General features: G+C 66.0%; 17 protein-coding genes. 10 read left to right on the top strand and 7 right to left on the bottom strand.

The window, feature by feature from the left end; all coding sequences use genetic code 11:
* Positions 1–30 precede the first annotated feature (30 nt).
* Both ACQR13_RS06075 and ACQR13_RS06080 read left to right on the top strand, forming a co-directional pair.
* A complete protein-coding gene (locus ACQR13_RS06075) occupies positions 31–780 on the top strand; it encodes a L,D-transpeptidase (protein ID WP_316194811.1) in 750 nt (249 codons plus the stop codon).
* Between the two features lie 15 nt (positions 781–795).
* Positions 796–1,455, top strand: a complete 660-nt coding sequence (locus ACQR13_RS06080; protein ID WP_315713845.1) for a DUF2865 domain-containing protein — start codon at positions 796–798, stop codon at positions 1,453–1,455.
* 13 nt (positions 1,456–1,468) lie between these two features.
* Here the strand turns inward: ACQR13_RS06080 and ACQR13_RS06085 are convergent, their stop codons facing one another.
* On the bottom strand, positions 1,469–3,562 hold the full coding sequence (locus ACQR13_RS06085) for a methyl-accepting chemotaxis protein (RefSeq protein WP_434862658.1): 2,094 nt from the start codon (positions 3,560–3,562) through the stop codon (positions 1,469–1,471).
* 178 nt (positions 3,563–3,740) lie between these two features.
* Here ACQR13_RS06085 and ACQR13_RS06090 point away from each other — a divergent pair, with 178 nt between their 5' ends.
* Positions 3,741–3,896, top strand: coding sequence for a Thivi_2564 family membrane protein (locus ACQR13_RS06090; protein ID WP_315713847.1), 156 nt, complete (start codon positions 3,741–3,743; stop codon positions 3,894–3,896).
* A gap of 64 nt (positions 3,897–3,960) precedes the next feature.
* On the opposite strand, the gene ACQR13_RS06095 is transcribed toward ACQR13_RS06090, so the two are convergent.
* Positions 3,961–6,123, bottom strand: a complete 2,163-nt coding sequence (locus tag ACQR13_RS06095) for a malate synthase G (RefSeq protein ID WP_434862659.1) — start codon at positions 6,121–6,123, stop codon at positions 3,961–3,963.
* Positions 6,124–7,166: 1,043 nt separating this feature from the next.
* On the opposite strand from ACQR13_RS06095, the gene ACQR13_RS06100 reads away from it, so the two are divergent.
* Positions 7,167–7,520 carry a hypothetical protein gene (locus ACQR13_RS06100; RefSeq protein ID WP_315713849.1) on the top strand — a complete coding sequence of 118 codons (354 nt, stop codon included), beginning with the start codon at positions 7,167–7,169 and terminating at the stop codon, positions 7,518–7,520.
* A gap of 318 nt (positions 7,521–7,838) precedes the next feature.
* On the opposite strand, the gene ACQR13_RS06105 is transcribed toward ACQR13_RS06100, so the two are convergent.
* The 3 genes from ACQR13_RS06105 to ACQR13_RS06115 form a co-directional block, all read right to left on the bottom strand.
* Positions 7,839–8,216: a DUF1493 family protein gene (locus tag ACQR13_RS06105; protein ID WP_315713850.1), complete on the bottom strand. Its 378-nt coding sequence runs from the start codon at positions 8,214–8,216 to the stop codon at positions 7,839–7,841.
* A 477-nt stretch (positions 8,217–8,693) separates the two neighbouring features.
* Positions 8,694–8,894, bottom strand: coding sequence for a hypothetical protein (locus ACQR13_RS06110; protein WP_315713851.1), 201 nt, complete (start codon positions 8,892–8,894; stop codon positions 8,694–8,696).
* A 175-nt stretch (positions 8,895–9,069) separates the two neighbouring features.
* Entirely contained in the window at positions 9,070–9,798 is a 729-nt protein-coding gene (locus ACQR13_RS06115; RefSeq protein WP_315713852.1) for an MgtC/SapB family protein, read from the bottom strand.
* Positions 9,799–10,179: 381 nt separating this feature from the next.
* Here ACQR13_RS06115 and ACQR13_RS06120 point away from each other — a divergent pair, with 381 nt between their 5' ends.
* Positions 10,180–11,172 carry a cytochrome-c peroxidase gene (locus tag ACQR13_RS06120; protein WP_315713853.1) on the top strand — a complete coding sequence of 331 codons (993 nt, stop codon included), beginning with the start codon at positions 10,180–10,182 and terminating at the stop codon, positions 11,170–11,172.
* Positions 11,173–11,375: 203 nt separating this feature from the next.
* Here the strand turns inward: ACQR13_RS06120 and cysC are convergent, their stop codons facing one another.
* Both cysC and cysD read right to left on the bottom strand, forming a co-directional pair.
* The gene (gene cysC / locus ACQR13_RS06125; protein WP_316165800.1) at positions 11,376–13,292 is read right to left on the bottom strand and encodes an adenylyl-sulfate kinase; all 1,917 of its coding nucleotides are present in this window, start codon (positions 13,290–13,292) and stop codon (positions 11,376–11,378) included.
* Positions 13,293–13,306: 14 nt separating this feature from the next.
* A complete protein-coding gene (gene cysD, locus ACQR13_RS06130; protein WP_315826002.1) occupies positions 13,307–14,131 on the bottom strand; it encodes a sulfate adenylyltransferase subunit CysD in 825 nt (274 codons plus the stop codon).
* 204 nt (positions 14,132–14,335) lie between these two features.
* Between cysD and cysG the strand changes: the two genes are divergently transcribed.
* From cysG to ACQR13_RS06155, 5 genes are read left to right on the top strand one after another with little or no spacing between them, the layout of a single operon-like run.
* On the top strand, positions 14,336–15,766 hold the full coding sequence (cysG, locus tag ACQR13_RS06135; RefSeq protein ID WP_434842664.1) for a siroheme synthase CysG: 1,431 nt from the start codon (positions 14,336–14,338) through the stop codon (positions 15,764–15,766).
* Positions 15,767–16,081: a DUF2849 domain-containing protein gene (locus ACQR13_RS06140; RefSeq protein ID WP_315713857.1), complete on the top strand. Its 315-nt coding sequence runs from the start codon at positions 15,767–15,769 to the stop codon at positions 16,079–16,081.
* 9 nt (positions 16,082–16,090) lie between these two features.
* Positions 16,091–17,746, top strand: coding sequence for a nitrite/sulfite reductase (locus ACQR13_RS06145; RefSeq protein ID WP_434862660.1), 1,656 nt, complete (start codon positions 16,091–16,093; stop codon positions 17,744–17,746).
* On the top strand, positions 17,733–18,251 hold the full coding sequence (locus ACQR13_RS06150; RefSeq protein ID WP_434862661.1) for a DUF934 domain-containing protein: 519 nt from the start codon (positions 17,733–17,735) through the stop codon (positions 18,249–18,251). Before ACQR13_RS06145 ends, ACQR13_RS06150 begins: the two co-directional genes overlap by 14 nt.
* Entirely contained in the window at positions 18,248–18,973 is a 726-nt protein-coding gene (locus tag ACQR13_RS06155) for a phosphoadenylyl-sulfate reductase (RefSeq protein ID WP_434862662.1), read from the top strand. The genes ACQR13_RS06150 and ACQR13_RS06155 overlap by 4 nt, the downstream gene beginning before the upstream one ends.
* Positions 18,974–19,061: the final 88 nt, after the last annotated feature.

A 19,061-nucleotide genomic window follows, 5' to 3' on the forward strand; every position in this document is an offset into this window, starting at 1 on the left:
ACCGCGATGCTCGTCTGACAGGGGCACTCCATGACACAGCTCGTTTCCGATCACCGCAGCTTTGCGCGGACCGCTTCGCTGATCGCCGGCGTCGCGGTTCTTCTTGTTGCTAGTCCCACCGCGTCTCACGCACAGAGCCTCGGATATGCGTCGGTCGAACAGCAGCAGGCCTTCCCGCCGGACGAGGCGACTGCACCCGCCGTGGAGCAGGACGAGGACAGCCGGCTGCCCGACAGGTTGCGGCGCACGATCGTCAATCTCGATACGCGGGAGGCGCCGGGGACGATCATCATCGATACCGGCAATACCTATCTGTACTACGTGCTCGGCGGCGGCCGCGCGCTGCGCTACGGCGTCGGCGTGGGGCGCCAGGGCTTCACCTGGTCGGGTGTCCAGACGGTGACGCGCAAGGCGGAATGGCCGGACTGGCATCCGCCGGCGCAGATGATCGCGCGCCAGCCCTATCTGCCGCGTTTCATGGCCGGCGGCCCGGGCAATCCGCTCGGCGCCCGGGCCATGTATCTCGGGTCCAGCGAGTATCGCATCCATGGCACCAACGACCCCACGACGATCGGCAAGTTCGTGTCGTCGGGCTGCATCCGCCTGACCAATGAGGATGTTTCCGACCTGTTCAGCCGCGTGCAGGTGGGGACGAAGGTCGTGGTGCTGCCGAAGGCCGGCTCGCTGCAGGCGCGCACCAATGCCGGCCGTACGCCGCGCGTGACGTCGCTGCCGTCGGGGCGGCAGGCGATGTCGCTGCCCGTCTCGGCCGTCAATTGATATGGGAGCGGAATGATGAACGGTCGACGTGCACTCGCCGCCATTGCAGTGGCAACCATGGCAACCGCGGGTGCGTTGGCAGCGCCGACCACAGCGGGCGCGCAGGATTTTTTCTCGGCGCTGTTCGGCGGCTTCAACGCACCGCAGCGTCAGGCGCCCTATATCCGGATGCCGTTCGCCGACGAGGCGCCACCGGCGCCACGGCCGGCCCCGCGGGGCGACGTCACCTATCGCGGCGGCAGCAGCAGCGTCGCCTGGTGTGTCCGCACCTGTGATGGCCGCTACTTCCCGCTCGGCGCGACCGGCGACCAGAGCAAGGAAGCCGCCTGCAACAGCTTCTGCCCGGCGGCCAAGACCGAGATTGTCTATGGCAGCTCGATCGACGGTGCCGAGACCGATGGCGGCAAGCCGTATTCGGCGCTGCCCAACGCCTTCAAGTATCGCACCGAGATTGTCGACGGCTGCACCTGCAACGGCAAGGACCATTTCGGCCTTGCCAAGGTGTCGATCGACAACGATCCGACCCTGCGCAAGGGCGACGTCGTCGCCAGCGACGACGGCCTCAAGGTCGCCAACCGGACCGGCAGCGGCAAGCGCGCCGAGCTGAACTTCTCGCCGGCGCCCGCGGCGTTGCGCGCGAAATACGAGCGCGCGCCGGTGACGGCGTCCGACTGATCCTGCGAGGTCGTCAGGCGGCGCGGATCTTGCCGAGGAAGTCCCTGACCTGATGACCGAGATTCCTGCTCTGGCTCTCCAGCGTCTCTGAGGCGGAGCGCACGTTGTCGGCCGCCGCCGCAGCGGCATCGGCGTCCGACTTGACGCCGGTGATGTTGTCGGAGACGTTCTTGGTGCCGTCGGCGGCGAACTGGGTGCTGCGCGAGATCTCCTGCGTCGCCGCCCCTTGCTCCTGCACCGCCGCGGCGATCGCGGTCGCCACCTCGTTGACCTCGCCGATGATGCCGCCGATGCGCTTGATCGCGTCGATCGCGTCGTTGGCGACGCGCTGGATGTCGGCGATCTGCTCGGAAATCTCGTCGGTCGCCTTCGCGGTCTGGCTCGCCAGCGTCTTCACCTCGGAGGCGACGACGGCAAAACCCTTGCCGGCCTCGCCGGCGCGCGCTGCCTCGATGGTCGCGTTCAGCGCGAGCAGGTTGGTCTGCGAGGCGATGCTGTTGATCAGCCCGACCACCTCGCCGATCCGATTGGCCGATTGTGCCAGCCCCTGCACCGTGCCGTCGGTCATGCGGGCCTGCTCCACCGCGCGGCTGGCGATGCCGGCCGCATGCGACGCCTGCTTGCTGATGTCGGCGATCGAGGCGTTCAGTTCCTCCGCGGCCGAGGCGACCGTCTGCACGCTCATCGACGCATCGCTGGAGGCCTTCGAGGCCTCCTCGGCGCGGGCATTGGTCTGCCGCGAGACGTTGGTCAGTCCGGCGGACGTCGCCTGCATGTCGGTGGAGGCGCGGCCGAGCTGCTCGAGCGAGTCGCGGACCAGCCCCTCGAACTCGCTCACATAGCTTTCGATCGCCCGCTGGCGCGCGACCGTTGTTTCGTTGCGTTGGCGCTCCTGGGCCTCGATCGCGAGCTTGTCCTTGGCCTGCTGCTTGAACGTTTCGAGCGCGCCCGCCAGCGCACCGATCTCGTCCTGCCGCTGCATGTAGCCCGTCTCGACGCTGAGGTCGCCGCCCGCAACCGCCAGCATGGCATCGCGCATCCTATTGAGGGGCTGGATCACCCGGCGGCTCACCAGCATCAGCGCGGTGCCGCCGATCACAGTCGCCGCGATCAGGAGGCAGAGTTCGACCCCAAGGGTCCGCATGGCCGCCGCATGCTGCTGCTCGATATAGGTCCTTGCGGTCTCGAGCGCGGTCTCGGCGACCGCAACCGCCGCATTGAGGCGCCCGACCGTGAACGGGCTCCATTTGTTGGCGACCATCTCCGGCGTCTCGCCGCTCGCGAGTGCGTTGACGAGGCGATCCCGCAGCGCCGTGTACTCGGTCTCGAAATAGGCCTTGCGCGTGGCCTCCAGCGCGGCCGTCATCGCGGCCGGCCATTTTGCGCCGGTGGTCGCGAGTTCGAGCGCCTTCCACGCGGCCTCGGCGCCGCCGACCGCCTTGGTATAGTTCAGCCGCGCCTCGGGCGTGATCTTGCCTGCGGCGAGGCCGTTCGAAACCAGGAAGGATGCGTCGCCGGCGGTGTTGCGCAGCAGCCATGCGATCTGCTTGATCTGCAACAGCTGATCGATGGTCGGATCCGCATGGTTGACCTCGGCCGCGAGAATGGCCTGGATCTTCTCCAGCGTCTCCAGCAGCCTGTCCTCGGTCTGCATGTATTCCTTGCCGAGCGCCAATCGGCGCGACGCCTTCGGCTTGGCGACCTCCTGCCAGAATTCCTTCTGCTGATCGCTCAGCGTTGTCAGCAGTTGCTGGAATTGCGAGAGCAGCGCCGCCTTGTCGGCAAACTCGATGCCCGGAAGGGTGCCCAGCGCGCGGCCCATGGCGGGCATGGCGACGTCGCGCAGGCCGCGGACGTATCGCTCGGTCTCTGGCTCGACCTTCTCGTCCACAGTCACCATGCGGTTCGAGGTCGAGCGGTCGGCCCGCAGCTTGTCCATCGCCTTGAACATGCTTTCGGAGGCATCGACGATCGAGCTGATGCGCGCGGTGAGCTCGAGCTGCTGCCACGAATTGTAGGCCCGCGAGGCGAACAGGCCGACAAACAGGCATGCCGTCACCAGGATGATGGCCTTCAAGGTCGTGGAAATGGTCAGGCGGTTCAGCATGTTGATCTCCGATTCACCGCATTTGACCGCAGAGCCGTAAAAATCTGGATGAGGGCTGGCTCCGTTGAACTACGGAGACAGTCGCTGAGCACCCAGGTTCCGGGAGTGGAACTACCAGCCGCCGAGCGTGTTAGCTGATCACCGCCAGCGCATCCTCCTCTCGTTCAGGGGCTCATTCATGCTCGTCAGTGCTCTCGTCACCTTTCTCGTCGTCATCCTGATCCTCTATTTGATCAACCTGCTGCCGATCGACGGCCGGGCCAAGCAGATCTGCCGTGTGATCGTCATCGTGCTCGGCGTGATCTCGCTGCTTCGATTCATCGCGGTGATATGATCCAGCATCATGTTACCTTCGGCAGATCAAAAAAAGCCCCGGCGGATGGCCGGGGCTTTTCGCATCAGGCGCTTGCCTTCGCCTCGCGGCGCCGCGCCGTGAGGATGTATTCGGTGTAGCCGTTCGGCTGGGTGCGGCCTTCGAACACGAGGTCGCAGGCCGCCTTGAACGCCACGCCGTCGAACGACGGCGCCATCGGCTGATAGAGCGCGTCGCCGGCATTCTGCTTGTCGACCACGACGGCCATGCGCTTCAGCGAATCCATCACCTGCTCCTTGCTGACCACGCCATGGTGCAGCCAGTTGGCGAGATGCTGGCTCGAGATGCGCAAGGTGGCGCGGTCCTCCATCAGGCCGACATCGTGGATGTCGGGCACCTTGGAGCAGCCGACGCCCTGGTCGATCCAGCGCACGACGTAGCCGAGAATGCCCTGGCAGTTGTTGTCGATCTCCTGGCGCACGTCGTCGGGCGCCCAGTTCGACTGCGACACCGGAATGGTGAGGATGTCGCCGAGCTTGGCGCGCGGGCCGCCCTTCGCGAGTTCCGCCTGGCGGGCGTGAACGTTGACCTGGTGATAGTGCAAAGCGTGCAGCGTCGCCGCGGTCGGCGACGGCACCCAGGCGGTGGTGGCGCCGGCCTGCGGGTGGCCGATCTTCTGCGCCAGCATGTCGGCCATCTTGTCCGGCGCGGCCCACATGCCCTTGCCGATCTGGGCATGGCCAGGCAGGCCGCAGGTCAGGCCGTTGTCGACGTTCCAATCCTCGTAGGCCTTGATCCAGGGCTGCGCCTTCATCTCGTTCTTGCGGATCATCGGACCGGCTTCCATCGAGGTGTGGATCTCGTCGCCGGTGCGGTCGAGGAAGCCGGTGTTGATGAAGACGATGCGCTTGGACGCCTGCTGGATGCAGGCCTTGAGGTTCACCGTGGTGCGGCGCTCCTCGTCCATGATGCCGACCTTCATGCTGTTCTCGGGCAGGCCGAGCATCTTCTCGACGCGCGCGAACAGCTCGACCGTCAGCGCCACCTCGTCCGGGCCGTGCATCTTCGGCTTGACGATGTAGATCGAGCCGGTGCGGCTGTTCCTGACCTTGGAGAGACCCTTGAGGTCGCGCATCGCGAGCAGGCCGGTCACCGCGGCGTCGAGAATGCCCTCCGGCACCTCCTTGCCCTGGGAGTCGAGCACCGCGTCGGTGAACATGTGATGCCCGCAATTGCGGATCAGCAGCAGGCTGCGGCCGTGCAGCGTGAGGCTGCCCCCGGACGGCGTGGTGTAGCTGCGGTCGCTGTTCAGCGCGCGGGTGAGTGTCTTGCCGCCCTTCTCGAAGTCGGCCGACAGCGTGCCGTTCATCAGGCCGAGCGTGTTGCGGTAGACTAGCACCTTGTCCTCGGCGTCGACGGCGGCGACCGAGTCCTCCATGTCGAGGATGGTCGAGACCGCGGCTTCCAGGATCATGTCGGAGACGCCGGCCGGATCGTCCTTGCCGATGACATGGCTGCGGTCGATCACGACCTCGACGTGGAGGCCGTTGTTGGCAAGCAGGATCACGGAGGGCGCGTCGGCCGAGCCTTGATAGCCGGCGAACTGGTCGGCGTTCTTGAGCGCAGTGGCGTTGCCGCTCTTCAGCTTGGCCGAGAGCTGGCCGGCAATGACGCTGTAGGCGGTGACGTCGGTGTGGCTGCCGGTGGCGAGCGGCACGGCGGCGTCGAGGAAGGCCTTGGCCTTGGCGATCACCTTGTCGCCGCGGGCCTTGTTGTAGCCCTTGCCCGCTTCGCTCGGATCGTGCGGGATGGCGTCGGTGCCGTAGAACGCGTCGTAGAGCGAGCCCCAGCGCGCATTCGCCGCGTTCAGCGCGTAGCGGGCGTTGGTGAGCGGCACCACGAGCTGCGGCCCGCAGATCTTGCCGATCTCTTCGTCGATATTGGCGGTCTCGACCTTGTGCGTGGCCGGCTCGGGCTGCAGGTAGCCGATCTCCTTCAGGAATGCGGTGTAGGCGCCGAGGTCGAAGGCCTTGCCCTTGTTGGCGAGGTGCCAGGCGTCGATCTTGTCCTGCAGGGCGTCGCGGACGGCGAGCAGCTCGCGGTTCTTAGGGCCGAGATCGCGCAGGATCGCGGCAAGGCCGGCCCAGAACGCGTCCGGATCGATCCCGGTCTTCGGCGCGGCCTCCTTGGCGATGAAGTCGAACAAAACGGGGGCGATCTTCAGTCCATGGGCGTCGATACGGGTCATGATGAGACGTTTCTCTCGAATAGGGCGACGTTGCGCGTGTCTTGGGCGTGCTGAAATGGCCGCCTCGAAGGCGGCGTGTGCAGTGCATTTAGCGCCAAAGCGGGGGCCACGAAAGGGGGGAGGGGTATCGCAGTTGGTCGGGGGGAGGGCCGGTGGTTCCGGGTGCGGTGGTCCGAGGGCGGGACGATCCGACGTTGCTGAGGCCCGCAAACGCTCGCTCCAGGCTCCGCCGTCATTGCGAGGAGCGAAGCGACGAAGCAATCCAGGCTACCTCCGTGGAAACAGTCTGGATTGCTTCGCTTCGCTCGCAATGACGCCTGAGGTTGCATCTCGTTGCCCATCTCAGGATCATGCATTCGCGGACAATCGCCAACGGCCTCGCGGCGCATGATCGCGTCCGAGCTTTGCCAGGATGCCGCCTCTCGAAAACGAGAGGCGCAGGGAAGGCCGGGTGCAGGCTGCACCCATGGCCCGCCTGCAGAAAAAAATGCAGGCGGCAGTCACCACAGGTACGAGCCGGACATCCGGCCTCCCCTGCGCGATGGCTCTACGGTTGCTCCGTGGTCTCCCCGGTGCGCCGGGCTTTCTGGTCACCGTTGCCCGCGCAGCGCGTTGGCGCTGCCGCTTGCGTGGCATCAGCGTCGGGATGCCAGGACCCCACGGCTTGGCCGTGCGCCTCGGGACTGTCCGTCGACATGATCGCTCACGCCGCAGCCCAAAGCGCCCACCGCATCCCGCACCCGACGTCCGTGACGGTCGCGAAACATCCCTCGTGTGGGACGGGATGAACATAGATCTATCGTGATTTCTGAAAAAAAGAAAGAAGAATATTTTTGCGCCAAGGACTGGACAGGGCAAATCAGGTTGATGGGGCTGAGCAATTCGGCTTTTCGGCGCAGGCAGATTTTGTGGACTTCGGGGCATGGCAAGCTGGCGAGCTAGTGCCGACCGAGCTTCCATCTGGTCTTGCCTGTTGGCTTTGTGAGAACCTTCGAATATGACGTCCGCGCCGGCAGAGTGTTCGCACAACGGAGCCCATGTCGATGGCTCGCCTGAAAGATCGATACGAACTCAATGCGCTGCTGCCGGAAGATGCACGTCGTGCGGAGCTCCTGACACTGATTGATCGCCTCTGTCCGGGAGGATCAATCCATCATGTGCTGAGGCATATCCCCGAGCAGGCTGAAGACGTCTATACCATCCTTGTCGATGATCATTCTGTCGTGAGCTTCGATGTACCGCGCGGGCGTGATCCGATGACTCTAACGGGAGTCAGAATTCAGAGCTTAAAGGAATTTCGCCATGAGATCGGCCAGGGCAAGGACCGGATCAGATTGGATCGCGCCGCTGACCAGGCGAGGAAGCTGCTCGGATCGACCTCCGCACCGCGCTCGTGAGCGCGGGTGCTCTGTAGGCGTGGTCCGGAAGCGGGCTTGGCCGCTCCTCAGGTCGATGGCGGCGTCCGGAATTGACTTGGTAGCGACTCCCCTCCGTGCTCCCAAATGCCAGCATTCGTGAAACGGTTGGGTTTTGCGGATGCAAAAAGCCATTCGTGACCGTCAGACGTGTCGCTGCGTCGATCCGGGCCGTCCGTGCTATGCCTGCTCAGAGCCGGGCTAATGCGCGGAACGCCCTGAGGGTCGACGGTTTGACCAGGGTCGATAGCCTCGTTCCGCAATAGGGGCAGACTTGGATTTGGAACGCGGCGGTCAGGCTCACATCTCCGGCGGTGCCGTGCGGCCTTCCGGCGAGACGGCGATCGATGTCGCTTCATTGGGCCAGCGCTTCTGTCTCGCGGCATCGACGAGTGTGGCGATCGTCAGCGGCAACTGGGGGCGGCGCAGGCGAAGAACGGTCAGGACAAGCCGGGTCAGCGACAGGCCCTCCGGTCCGAAATGGCGGTCGAATTCGAAGCCGGACAGGTCGACGTCGAACGCCCGCTGGAATGCAAGCATGAATTCGCGCGCATCATCGCCGTCGACGCCGAGGTCTCCGGCGATGTCGGACTCGTCAGAGATTTGCTCGCGGATCCCGGTCTCGGCCCTGACGAAGTCCAGAATCTTCTGAAGGAGTTGGTCTGAAGTCTGTGACATCATCCAACTATCCGACACCTTCTGCTGCAGGCAAGCGCAGGTCGCTCGTGGGCCGGGCAAAGGCGCGGAGCGCCGTGCTCACCATGCTTCACCGGTTTGAGATGGGGGGCACGCGCCGCCTGCCCGCGCCGCTTTGCCCACCCGATGGTCGCAAAAGATCGCAGGCGCGTCGCTGAATGAATAGCAAACCATCAATCCGCATGGCGCTTTCCTTTGTCCGCGCCTAGGCTATCCAACGAGCTTGTCGTAGTCGGCATGCGAGCCGATCCAGAACCATAAGTAGCCGTCATCGATCTCGGTCACGAGGGCTCGGTAGCGAGTCCGACCCGAGCCGACCAGAAACGTCCGACCTTCTTAAACTGCAGAGAGGGTGACGCGGGTCGCGTTTCAGCAGCTCAGAAATTCTGATCGGCGAGCCTTTGATGGCTTCAGGCAGCAACTCGTAGGCCGCCCAAAATTTCGGGGATGCGAAATGGGTCACAATAGCCGGGAGCGGCCGGCCCGATGCGCGGCAAGAGCTTCGTCCGCCAAGGCGTCGAGTTTCCCCGTATGAGCATCACGCTCGATCGCAGCATCGAATGACGCAGCATCGAACCGTTCGAACCATGCGCGAAAGCGCGCGAGTTCGTCTGGATTGAGCTGTTGGACGGCCTTTTCGATCTCTTCTGCGGTTGTCATGATGGGAACATAGAACTGAACATTGAAGCCGAAAAGGTGGGGGCCCGATGGGACCATAAAACGGCATTGAGGGATCGCGTTGTCGAATGTGACGTAGGCGTGTTGCTTGAGCGTGCCGCGACACGGCAGGACCGGTCCCGGATGTCGCCGAGCTCATCCCGGCTACGCGCTACCCTCACGCTCTTGATGGCGCCAAGCGGAATTCGACCACGTCTTGCGCGCTCGACAAATCGCGCGCCATCTGGGCGGTCTCGAACCGGCCGGCGGCCTGCAGCACCAGCTCGAAATGGAATTGCCGCTTCGTCTCGCTGTATTCGTAGCACCAGTCCAGCACGTCGAAGCCATAGGCCCGCATGCATTCGCGCAGTTCGGCCTCGCTCGGCTGCAGGCCGTGGCGGTAGACGACCGACAGCGACAGCGTGGTCTGATGCGGCAGCCATTTCTCGACTTGGCCGAGCAGGGTCATCGCGGCCAGCGACAATGCCGTGGCGCACAGCGCGGTGCCGTAGAAGCCGATGCCGATGATGATGCCGATCGCCGACGTCATCCAGATCGAGGCGGCCGTCGACACGCCGCGGATGGTGAAGCCGTCCTTGATGATGACGCCGGCGCCGAGGAAGCCGATGCCGGTCATCAGGCCCTGGATCACGCGCGTCGGATCGGAGACGGTCGGCGACACCGCCATGCCGCCATACCAGCTGCCGGGAAAGCCGTTGATCGCCGTCAGCAAGGTCGATGCGACGCAAACCAGGGCGTAGGTCCGCATGCCGGCCGCGCGTCCGTGATAGGTGCGCTCGTAGCCCAGCAGCAGGCCGACGGCCGCCGCACCCATCAGGTGCAGCAGCAGAATCCCGTTCGTCTCCAGTTCGGCCGTCGACCAATAGGCCGCCAGATGCTCCATCATGCGCCTCGACCGCGTTGCTGCGGGTGGCGTGAACTGTGCGGATCAAGTGCTAATTTCTGCTTGCCGATGCGGCGGCCGCGCCGTGGGCAAACTGTTGTCCAGGCACGAGCCGGCGCACTCCTCCGTAGTTCTCCGGCCAGGATGCGCGCAGCGCCTGACGCGCCGGCGCGCCGTCGTCGATGGAGACGGCAGGTTCTCACATTCGCCGCGCCGGCTGTTCTCGACGCACCCGGCATCGCGTCCGCCGATGACGGTCAGGCCGGCGCACTGACGCCGCTCAATCCCGCCTGCGCCGATTCATTGCCCCCGCACAGTCCCACTTCGGACGTAAAAGCTATCGATAACGATTTGCATCAAGGGGATGTCGGGGGGAGACGGGCGATGTCGTTCACGGGGCTGCGGTCAGTCGTCTTGTGTCTTGGCCTGCTCGCCCTGCCCGCGCTTGCGGCGGACAAATCTGTGGCGCCCTATCTCGCGGCGGCTCCGCAAAAGCCGACCTTGCTGCAAATGCTGGCTTCAGCGTTGAAGCCGAAATCGGCGCACGCGGCGCCGTCCGAGCACAGGCCGAGAATCCGCCACGCCACCGCGGCGGTGAGGAAGCAGCCGAAGGCGCCGTCAGCACCTGCTGTGACCGAGGCGCCGGTGGCCGAGCCCACCACGGTCGGCGCCGCCGTGGCGCCACCGGCCCAGCTCTCCGAAGCCGAACTCGCCGCCAAGGGGCTGGAGCTGTTCAACGACGCGAGCCTCTCCGGCGGCAGCAAGGCGTCCTGTGCGACCTGCCACTTCTCGACCGGGCATACCAACAACAAGACCTATGTCGGCCTCGACGTGGTCGCCGACGGCGATCCCAATGGCCGGAATACGCCGACGCTGTGGGGCGTCGGCGAGCGCGCGGTGTTCGGCTGGGCCGGCCAGGCGCCGACCCTGGAGGACAGCATCCGCGGCATCATCGTCAATCGCATGAAGGGGCCGGAGCCGTCGCCGGAGACGCTGGCGGCGCTGGTCGCCTATGTGCGCACGCTGAACTATCCGGCGAACTGGCAGGTCAAGGGGGACGGCACGCCGAGGGAGGATGCCAGCGCGGCCGTCAGGCGCGGCTATGAGCTCTATATCGGCGACGGCGGTTGCGGCACCTGCCATCAATTGCCGAGCTTCGACAAGAAGAGCAAAGACGACATCGGCACCGGCGGCAAGTTCAAGGTGCCGACCCTGCATGCGGCCGCGTCGACCGCGCCGTATTTCCACGACGGCCGCACGGCGTCGCTGCGCGACGCCGTCAAGCTGATGTGGGAGTTCTATGCCAAGAAGATGGAGACGCGACTGCCGACCGAGGCCGAGCTCGACGATCTCACCGCCTATGTCGGCGCGCTGTAGCGTCCGGCTGAGCTGGGTCGCGCTTCACCGTCATTCCGGGGCGATCGGCAATGCGCAGCCGTGAAGCGGCTGTGCGTCGACGATCGAACCCGGAATCTCGAAGTGATTGGGGATTGAGCGCAAGGCAATGTCGAGATTCCGGGTTCAAGGCCTGCGGCCTTGCCCCGGAATGACGGAGTGCATGACAAGTCTGGAAGCAGACGTCAGATATTCGCGCCGAGATCGGCGATGTCGTCGAACAGCACGGATGTCCGCGACAGCAGCGCCTCCAGCTCGTCGGTGGCGTCCGCAATCCCGCGCGTCGCGGTGTCGATCACCAGCTCCGCATCGAGCGGCGGCTCGTAGTCGGTGCCGATGCCGGTGAAGTTCTGCAGATTGCCGGCGCGGGCCTTGGCGTAGTGGCCCTTGGGGTCGCGGCTCTCGCAGATCTCGGCGGCCGTCGCGACGTAGACCTCACGGAACAGGTCGCCGGCGACGCGGCGCGCAGCCGCGCGGTCCTCGCGCGCGGGCGATACCGCGGCGACGATCGCGATGTGGCCGTTGCGGGCGAGATGGGTCGCGACCTCAGCGAGGCGACGGATGTTCTCGGCGCGGTCCTCCGGCGTGAAGCCGAGATCCTTGTTGAGGCCGGCACGGACGGTGTCGCCGTCGAGCAGCACCGGGGCGCCGCCGCGGCTGAACAGCCGCCGCTCCAGCGCGCGCGCCAGGGTCGACTTGCCGGCGCCGGGCAGGCCGGTCATCCACACGACGGCGCCCTTGTGGCGATAGCGGTCGGCGCGCTCCTGCGGCTGCAGCGCCGATTCCACCGGCATGATGTCGATCGGTGCGGCGCGCTTGCCAGCGGCGATCGACAGCACCAGCCCGCCGCCGGCGATGCGGCCCTGCACCTCGATGACGAGACGGCCGGTGCGCGCATTCTCGGTGTAGGGATCGACGGCGACCGGCTGGGTCAGTGCGATCTCGATCTCGCCGACATGGTTGCGCGCGATCGATGCGTTCTCTTCGTTGGACAGCGAGCCCGGGTCGACCGCCTTCGCGATCGCGACGACGCTGCCGCGCGCCTCGCGGGTGCCGAGCCGGACCAGGATGCTGTCGCCTTTCGACAGCGGCTGGTCGTGCAGCCAGAAGATGCGGGCATGCAGCCGGCGCGCCGCCTGCGGCTCGCGGCCGACATGGGCGATGACGTCGCCGCGTTCGATGAACAGCTCGCGATCGAGCGTGATGCCGACCGAGCGGCCCGCGCCCTGCGCCGTGGTCACCGGGGTCTGCGGCCAGCCCTCGACGGTCCTGATTTTGGCGATCTTGCCGGCGGGCATGATCACGATCTCGTCGCCGGCGCGCAACTCGCCGGCCTCGACGCGGCCGGCGACGATGCGGCGGTCGTCGAACTTGTAGATCGCCTGCACCGGTAGGCGCAGCGGCAGGCTCGACAGCGGCTTGGCCGGCTCCAGCCCGTCGAGCGCCTCGACCACGGTCGGGCCGTCGTACCAGCCGATCCGCGAGGTCAGCTCGGCGACGCCGTCGCCGTCGCGCGCGGAGATCGGGATGACGGCGACCGGCTTGACGCCGAGGCCTTCGAGATGCGCCGAGATCTCGGCCTTGATCGCGTCGAAGCGGTCTTCGCCGAAATCGACGCGGTCCATCTTGTTGACGACGACCGCGACCTGCTTCACGCCGAGCAGATGCAGGAGATAGCCGTGGCGGCGGGTCTGGTCGCGCACGCCTTCGAGCGCGTCGATGATCAGCACCGCGCCATCGGCCTGCGAGGCGCCGGTGATCATGTTGCGCAGGAATTCGGCGTGGCCGGGCGCGTCGATCAGCACGACCTCGCGCGCATTGGTGCGGAAGCGGATCTGCGTGGTGTCGATGGTGATGCCCTGGTCGCGCTCGGTCTGCAGCGCATCGAGCAGGAACGACCATTCGAACGGCATGCCGCGGCGGGCGGAGACGGCCTGCAGCATCTCCAGCTTGCCCTCGGGCAGGCTGCCGGTCTCATGCAGCAGGCGGCCGACCAAGGTCGACTTGCCGTGGTCGACATGGCCGACGATCACGATGCGGACCTGCGGACGGGTGGTGCCGTTCGGCGTGGCGGGGGCGGCTGACGGGACTCGCATGTTCATCGCCTCGTCCCCCCTCACAGATAGCCGGCGACGCGAAGCCGCTCGAAGGCGTCCTCGGTCTCGTGGTCGAGCGCGCGGCCGGCACGCTCCGGCACCTTGGTGCTTTCGAGTTCGGCGAGAATCTCGGGGATGTTCGAGGCGTTCGATGCGACCGGGAAGGTGATGTCCTGATCGCCGAGCGAGCGATAGCGCTTGCCGTTCCTGGACAGATACAGCGGGATGATCGGAATGTTCTCGCGCGCCGTGTAGGCCCAGATGTCGGCCTCGGTCCAATGCAGGATCGGATGGATGCGCAAGTGAGCGCCCTGCGGCGGCGAGGCGTTGAAGTGATCCCAGAATTCCGGCGGCTGGTCGCGCACATCCCAATGGCCCTCGGCCCCGCGCGGCGAGAACACGCGCTCCTTGGCGCGCGTCGCCTCCTCGTCGCGGCGGATGCCCGCGATCAGGCCGTCGAAGCCATGCTTGGCGAGCGCCATCTTCAAGCCTTCGGTCTTGCGTGCAGCCGAGCGTGCGGCGGGCGGCAGGGTGGGATCGACGGCATCGATCGGCGGGCACGGCTCGACCTTGAGATCGAGGCCCCATTCCTTCGCGTAGGTGTCGCGGAAGGCGTACATCTCGGGAAACTTCTTGGCCGTATCGACATGCATGGCGGGGAACGGCACCCGGCCGAAGAACGCCTTGCGCGCCAGCCAGATCATCACGTTGGAATCTTTTCCCAGCGACCACAGCAGCGCCAGCTTCTTCAGCCGTGCAAAGGCCTCGCGAAGGATGTAGATGCTCTGCGCCTCCAGCTCGTCGAGATGGTCCATCGTCGGTGCGGCGTTGAGGACGCGCGGCATGGAAGATGCTTGCTCGATCTCGGAGGAGGGCAACCGATCTCTGGAAACGTCGTTTGTGAGAATGTGCATGCTATCAGCCATCGCCTACCTGGGAGAAAATTCTATGGCGGAGCCAAGGAATAATTTTCTCTTTACGTCGTAGGCGGGACACTTATATAGAAAATAATTCCAGTCAACCCCCAAGTGCCGAAGCTGAAGAACGCAATGCAATATCTGCCGGTGTTTCTCGATCTGAAGACCGGCCCCGTGCTGCTGATCGGCGCGGGCGAGCTCGTGCGCGCCAAGCTTCGCGTGTTGCTGTCCGCGGGCGCACGGATTCGCTGGTTCGCCACCGACGGCGACTTCGATCTCGCGGGTCTGCGCGATCAGCACGGCCAGATCGAGCGCGCCGAAGGCGACCCGCTGAGCGCCGATCTCACTGGCGTCATCGCCGTGCTGTGCGCGGGCGCTGGCGACATCGGCGTTGCGATGTCGGCGCGGGCGCGCAGCGTTGGTCTGCCCGTCAACGTCATGGACGACCTGGCGCATTCCAGCTTCATCTTTCCGGCGATCGTCGATCGCGGCGACGTGGTGGTGGCGATCGGCACCGGCGGCTCCTCGCCCGTCGTGGCACGCCGCGTGCGCGAACGCATCGAGGCGCTGCTGCCGGCGCGGATCGGCGAGCTCGCGAGCTTCATCGGCGACTTCCGCAAGACCATCAACCCGCAGATCGCCGAGATGACGCTGCGCCGCCGCTTCTGGGAGCGCATCGTCGACGGCCCGATCGGTGCACTGGTGCTGGCGGGCCGCAAGCAGGAAGCGGAGGCGGCGCTGCATGGCATTGCCGATCCCACGGCGTTTGCGGGCGCCGATCATGCCGGCCGCAGCAACGGCCATGTGACCTTGGTCGGCGCCGGTCCGGGAGATCCCGACCTGCTGACGATCAAGGCGCTGCGCGCGCTGCAGGACGCGGACGTCGTCTACTACGACGAACTGGTGACGCCTGAGATTCTCGACCGCATCCGCCGTGACGCCGCGCGCGTACCGGTCGGCCGCAGGGTCGGCAAGCCCGGCATCGGCCAGGACGCCGTCAACGAACTCCTGATCGAGGCGGCGCGCGAGGGCAAGCGCGCGGTCAGGCTGAAAGGCGGCGACTCCTACGTGTTCGGCCGTGGCGGCGAGGAGGTCGATGCGCTGCGCAAGGCGGGCGTGTCCTACACGATCGTGCCCGGCATCACCGCCGGCCTCGGCGCCGCCGCGCAGTTCGAGGTGCCGCTGACCTTCCGCAGCAAGGCGCTGCGCATCACCTTCCTCACCGCGCACAAGGAGCGCGATGCCGAGGCGGTCGACTGGTCGGCGCTGACTGACACCAAGATGACCGTCGTCGTCTACATGGGCATGACCGCGGCGCCGGCGGTGCGCGCAGGGCTCCTCGCGGCGGGCCGCTCGCCGCAGACGCCGGTCGGTGTGTTCGCGAAGGTGACGCGCCCCGATGCGCAGGCGGCGGTCGGCACGCTCGATCAGTTGCCGGATCTCGTCGGCCAAATCGATGGCGGTCCGGCCATCCTCATCATCGGTGACGTCGTGGCGCACTCCGCGCCGTGGCGTCAGCAGACTATCAGTGGCGTGATCGCACAACTCCTGGAACCCGTCTGAATGACCTCCCCGCTGCAACAGAAGATCAAGATCACCGGTCCCTCGATCATCACCGCGAACCGGACCTGGGATGGCGCGGTGATCTACCGCACCGGCACCAAGAGCTGGTCGGATGAGCTCTCCGATGCGGCGATCGTCCGCACCGCCGACGAGGCGCGCGCCCTGCTGTCGGAAGCGGTGGCCGACGATCTCGGTGCGATCGGTCCCTACATCGCGCCGGTCGAGGTGGGCGCCGACGGTGCGGTCAAGCCCGGCAATATGCGCGAACACATCCGGCTCACGGGCGCCTCCATCGCGCTCCCGGCTCAAGTCTGAAGGCCTGTCATGTACGCTTATGACGAAATCGACCGCACCTTGGTCAACGAGCGCGTCGCCGAATTCCGCGACCAGGTGAAGCGGCGCCTATCGGGCGAATTGTCCGAGGACGAGTTCAAGATGCTGCGGCTGCAGAACGGCGTCTATCTGCAGCTCCACGCCTACATGTATCGCATCGCGATCCCCTACGGCACGCTGGCGTCGAACCAGCTCCGCCGGCTGGCCCATGTCGCGCGCCGCTACGACCGCGGCTACGGTCACTTCACGACGCGGCAGAACATCCAGTTCAACTGGATCAAGCTCGCCGAGCTGCCGGATGCGATGGCCGACCTCGCCGAGGTCGGCATCCAGTCGATGCAGACCTCCGGCAACAACATGCGCAACGTCACCTCGGATCAGTGGGCGGGCGTCGCGCCGGGCGAGGTCGAGGATCCCAGGATCTGGGCGGAGCTGCTGCGCCAGTTCACCACGCTTCACCCGGAATTCTCGTTCCTGCCGCGCAAGTTCAAGATCGCGATCACGGCGTCCGACCACGACCGTGCCGCGATCAAGATCCACGACATCGGCCTGCGTCTCAAGAAGAACGAGCAGGGCGAAACCGGCTTCGAGGTGCTGGTCGGCGGCGGCCTCGGCCGCACGCCGTTCATCGCCAAGACCATCAAGCCGCTCGTCCACGGCCACGACATTCTCAGCTATGTCGAGGCGATCCTGCGCGTCTACAACCAGTACGGCCGCCGCGACAACATCTACAAGGCGCGCATCAAGATCCTGGTCCATGAGCTCGGCATCGAGAAGTTCGCCGCCGAGGTCGAGGAGGAGTGGCAGCAGATCCGCGACGGCGTGCTCAAGCTCGATCAGGGGATCATCGAGGACATCCGCTCGCGCTTCTTCTATCCGGCCTACGAGACGCTGCCGCACATGCCGGAGGAGCTGAAGCAGGCCGCGCATGATGCGAAGTTCGAGGCCTGGCGCAAGAACTCGGTCTTCCCGCACAAGGTGCAGGGCTATGCCATCGTGACCGTGTCGCTGAAGCCGATCGGCAAGCCGCCGGGCGATGCGACCGCCGACCAGATGGATGCGCTGGCCGACATCGCTGACAAATACTCGTTCGGCGAGATCCGGGTCGGGCATGAGCAGAACCTGGCGCTGCCGCATGTCCGCAAGCGCGACCTGCCGGCGGTGTGGAAGGCGCTCGAGGCCATTGGCCTCGCGATTCCCAACGTCAACCTCGTGTCCGACATCATCGCCTGCCCGGGACTGGACTACTGCTCGCTGGCGAACGCGCGCTCGATCCCGATCGCGCAGGAGATCACGCGCCGCTTCGCCAATCACGACACGGCGAACCTGATCGGCCGGCTGCACATCAACATCTCCGGCTGCATCAATGCCTGCGGCCACCATCATGTCGGCCATATCGGCATCCTCGGCGTCGAGAAGAACAACGAGGAATTCTATCAGATCACGATCGGCGGCCGTGCCGACGAGGGCGCCGTGCTCGGCACCCTGATCGGACCCGCGGTGCCCTATGCCGAAGTTGCCGATGTCGTCGAGGACATCGTCGAAGCCTATCTTGCGCTGCGCGCGAGCCCTGAGGAGCTGTTCGTCGACACGGTGAAGCGGCTCGGGGTCGAACCATTCAGGGAGCGGGTCTATGCCACTCGTTAAGGGCGGACACATCATTGCGGACGCGTTCGTCCGCCTCACCGACGATGCCGAGCTGCCGGCGCAGGGCGCGATCCTCGTCTCCGAGACGCGTTTTCTCGCCGGCCCCGACGCGCTGGTCAGCCGCTCCAGTGGCAAGCTCGGCGTGATCTGGCCGAACAATCGCGACGTCGACGATCTCGTGCCGTATCTCGACCGGCTCGCGCTGGTCGCGCTGGTGTTCCCGAGTTTTCGCGACGGCCGCGCCTATACCCAGGCGCGTCTGCTGCGTGAGCGCTACGGCTTCCGCGGCGAGCTGCGCGCGACCGGGCAGGTGCTGCGCGATCAGTTCGTGTTCATGCTGCGCGCCGGCTTCGACGCCTTCGAGGTCAAGAAGCAGGCGGATGCCGAGGCCTTCACCGAGACCGTGAAGCGCTATTCGGTGTTCTACCAGCCGACCGGCGACGGCCGGATCTCGGCGCTGCATCAGCGCCTGCAACTGCGCCATTCGGAGAGTGCCGGGCTGTGAGCACGCTGGCTGCATCGCCTTCCGTTGCGGAGATCCCGGTCGCGGCGCTCGACGCCGCGCTGCGCACCGCCGCGCCGCATGAGGTCATTGCCGCTGCTCTCGCGGCGATCGGTCGCGAGCGGCTGGCGGTGGTGTCGTCGTTTGGAACGGAGTCGGCCGCGCTCCTGAAGGTGACGTCCGACGTCGATCCGGCGATCCCGGTGATCTTCCTCGACACCGGGCACATGTTCGCGGAGACGCTGGCCTATCGCGACCGGCTCATCGAGATCCTCGGCCTGCAAGACGTCCGCTCGATGAAGCCGGACGCCGCCGCGCTCGAGCGCGAGGACGCCGACAACGATCTGTGGTTCTCCGATCCCGACGCCTGCTGCCGCATCCGCAAAGTCGAGCCGCTGGCACGCGCGCTGGCGCCGTTCGCCGCCTGGATCAACGGCCGCAAGCGTTTCCAGGGCGGCTTGCGGGCGGCGATCCCGGTCGTCGAGCAGGACGGCGTGCGGGTGAAATTCAATCCGTTCGCCAATGTGACCCGCGAGGAGATCGCGGCGATCTACCGCTCTGCCAATCTGCCGCAACATCCGCTGGTCGCCGCCGGCTTCCGCTCGATCGGATGCATGCCCTGCACAAGCCGCGCCGACTCCGGCGAGGACGAGCGGGCCGGCCGTTGGCGCGGTCGCGACAAGACCGAATGCGGCATCCACACGGTCGCGACCTCGACGGTGTAGTTCGAAACTCACCGGCCGGCTGACCTGGCAGCCCATGACGACATTGTGCCGCGGCAAGAACAGCTATCCCAACGCCGAGCGCTTCGTA

It is taken from the genome of Bradyrhizobium sp. HKCCYLRH3059 (assembly GCF_051168035.1).
In the GTDB taxonomy this organism is placed as follows: Bacteria; Pseudomonadota; Alphaproteobacteria; order Rhizobiales; family Xanthobacteraceae; genus Bradyrhizobium.

Excerpts from the sequence above, each read along its gene's own strand:
- ACQR13_RS06110 (WP_315713851.1), bottom strand. The coding sequence starts at position 8,894 with ATGACAACCGCAGAAGAGATCGAAAAGGCCGTCCAACAGCTCAATCCA.
- ACQR13_RS06090 (WP_315713847.1), top strand. The coding sequence starts at position 3,741 with ATGCTCGTCAGTGCTCTCGTCACCTTTCTCGTCGTCATCCTGATCCTC.
- ACQR13_RS06145 (WP_434862660.1), top strand. The coding sequence starts at position 16,091 with ATGTACGCTTATGACGAAATCGACCGCACCTTGGTCAACGAGCGCGTC.
- ACQR13_RS06100 (WP_315713849.1), top strand. The coding sequence starts at position 7,167 with ATGGCTCGCCTGAAAGATCGATACGAACTCAATGCGCTGCTGCCGGAA.
- ACQR13_RS06075 (WP_316194811.1), top strand. The coding sequence starts at position 31 with ATGACACAGCTCGTTTCCGATCACCGCAGCTTTGCGCGGACCGCTTCG.
- cysG (WP_434842664.1), top strand. The coding sequence starts at position 14,336 with ATGCAATATCTGCCGGTGTTTCTCGATCTGAAGACCGGCCCCGTGCTG.
- ACQR13_RS06080 (WP_315713845.1), top strand. The coding sequence starts at position 796 with ATGAACGGTCGACGTGCACTCGCCGCCATTGCAGTGGCAACCATGGCA.
- cysD (WP_315826002.1), bottom strand. The coding sequence starts at position 14,131 with ATGCCGCGCGTCCTCAACGCCGCACCGACGATGGACCATCTCGACGAG.
- ACQR13_RS06150 (WP_434862661.1), top strand. The coding sequence starts at position 17,733 with ATGCCACTCGTTAAGGGCGGACACATCATTGCGGACGCGTTCGTCCGC.
- ACQR13_RS06115 (WP_315713852.1), bottom strand. The coding sequence starts at position 9,798 with ATGATGGAGCATCTGGCGGCCTATTGGTCGACGGCCGAACTGGAGACG.
- ACQR13_RS06120 (WP_315713853.1), top strand. The coding sequence starts at position 10,180 with ATGTCGTTCACGGGGCTGCGGTCAGTCGTCTTGTGTCTTGGCCTGCTC.
- ACQR13_RS06095 (WP_434862659.1), bottom strand. The coding sequence starts at position 6,123 with ATGACCCGTATCGACGCCCATGGACTGAAGATCGCCCCCGTTTTGTTC.
- ACQR13_RS06140 (WP_315713857.1), top strand. The coding sequence starts at position 15,767 with ATGACCTCCCCGCTGCAACAGAAGATCAAGATCACCGGTCCCTCGATC.
- ACQR13_RS06085 (WP_434862658.1), bottom strand. The coding sequence starts at position 3,562 with ATGCTGAACCGCCTGACCATTTCCACGACCTTGAAGGCCATCATCCTG.
- ACQR13_RS06105 (WP_315713850.1), bottom strand. The coding sequence starts at position 8,216 with ATGTCACAGACTTCAGACCAACTCCTTCAGAAGATTCTGGACTTCGTC.
- cysC (WP_316165800.1), bottom strand. The coding sequence starts at position 13,292 with ATGAACATGCGAGTCCCGTCAGCCGCCCCCGCCACGCCGAACGGCACC.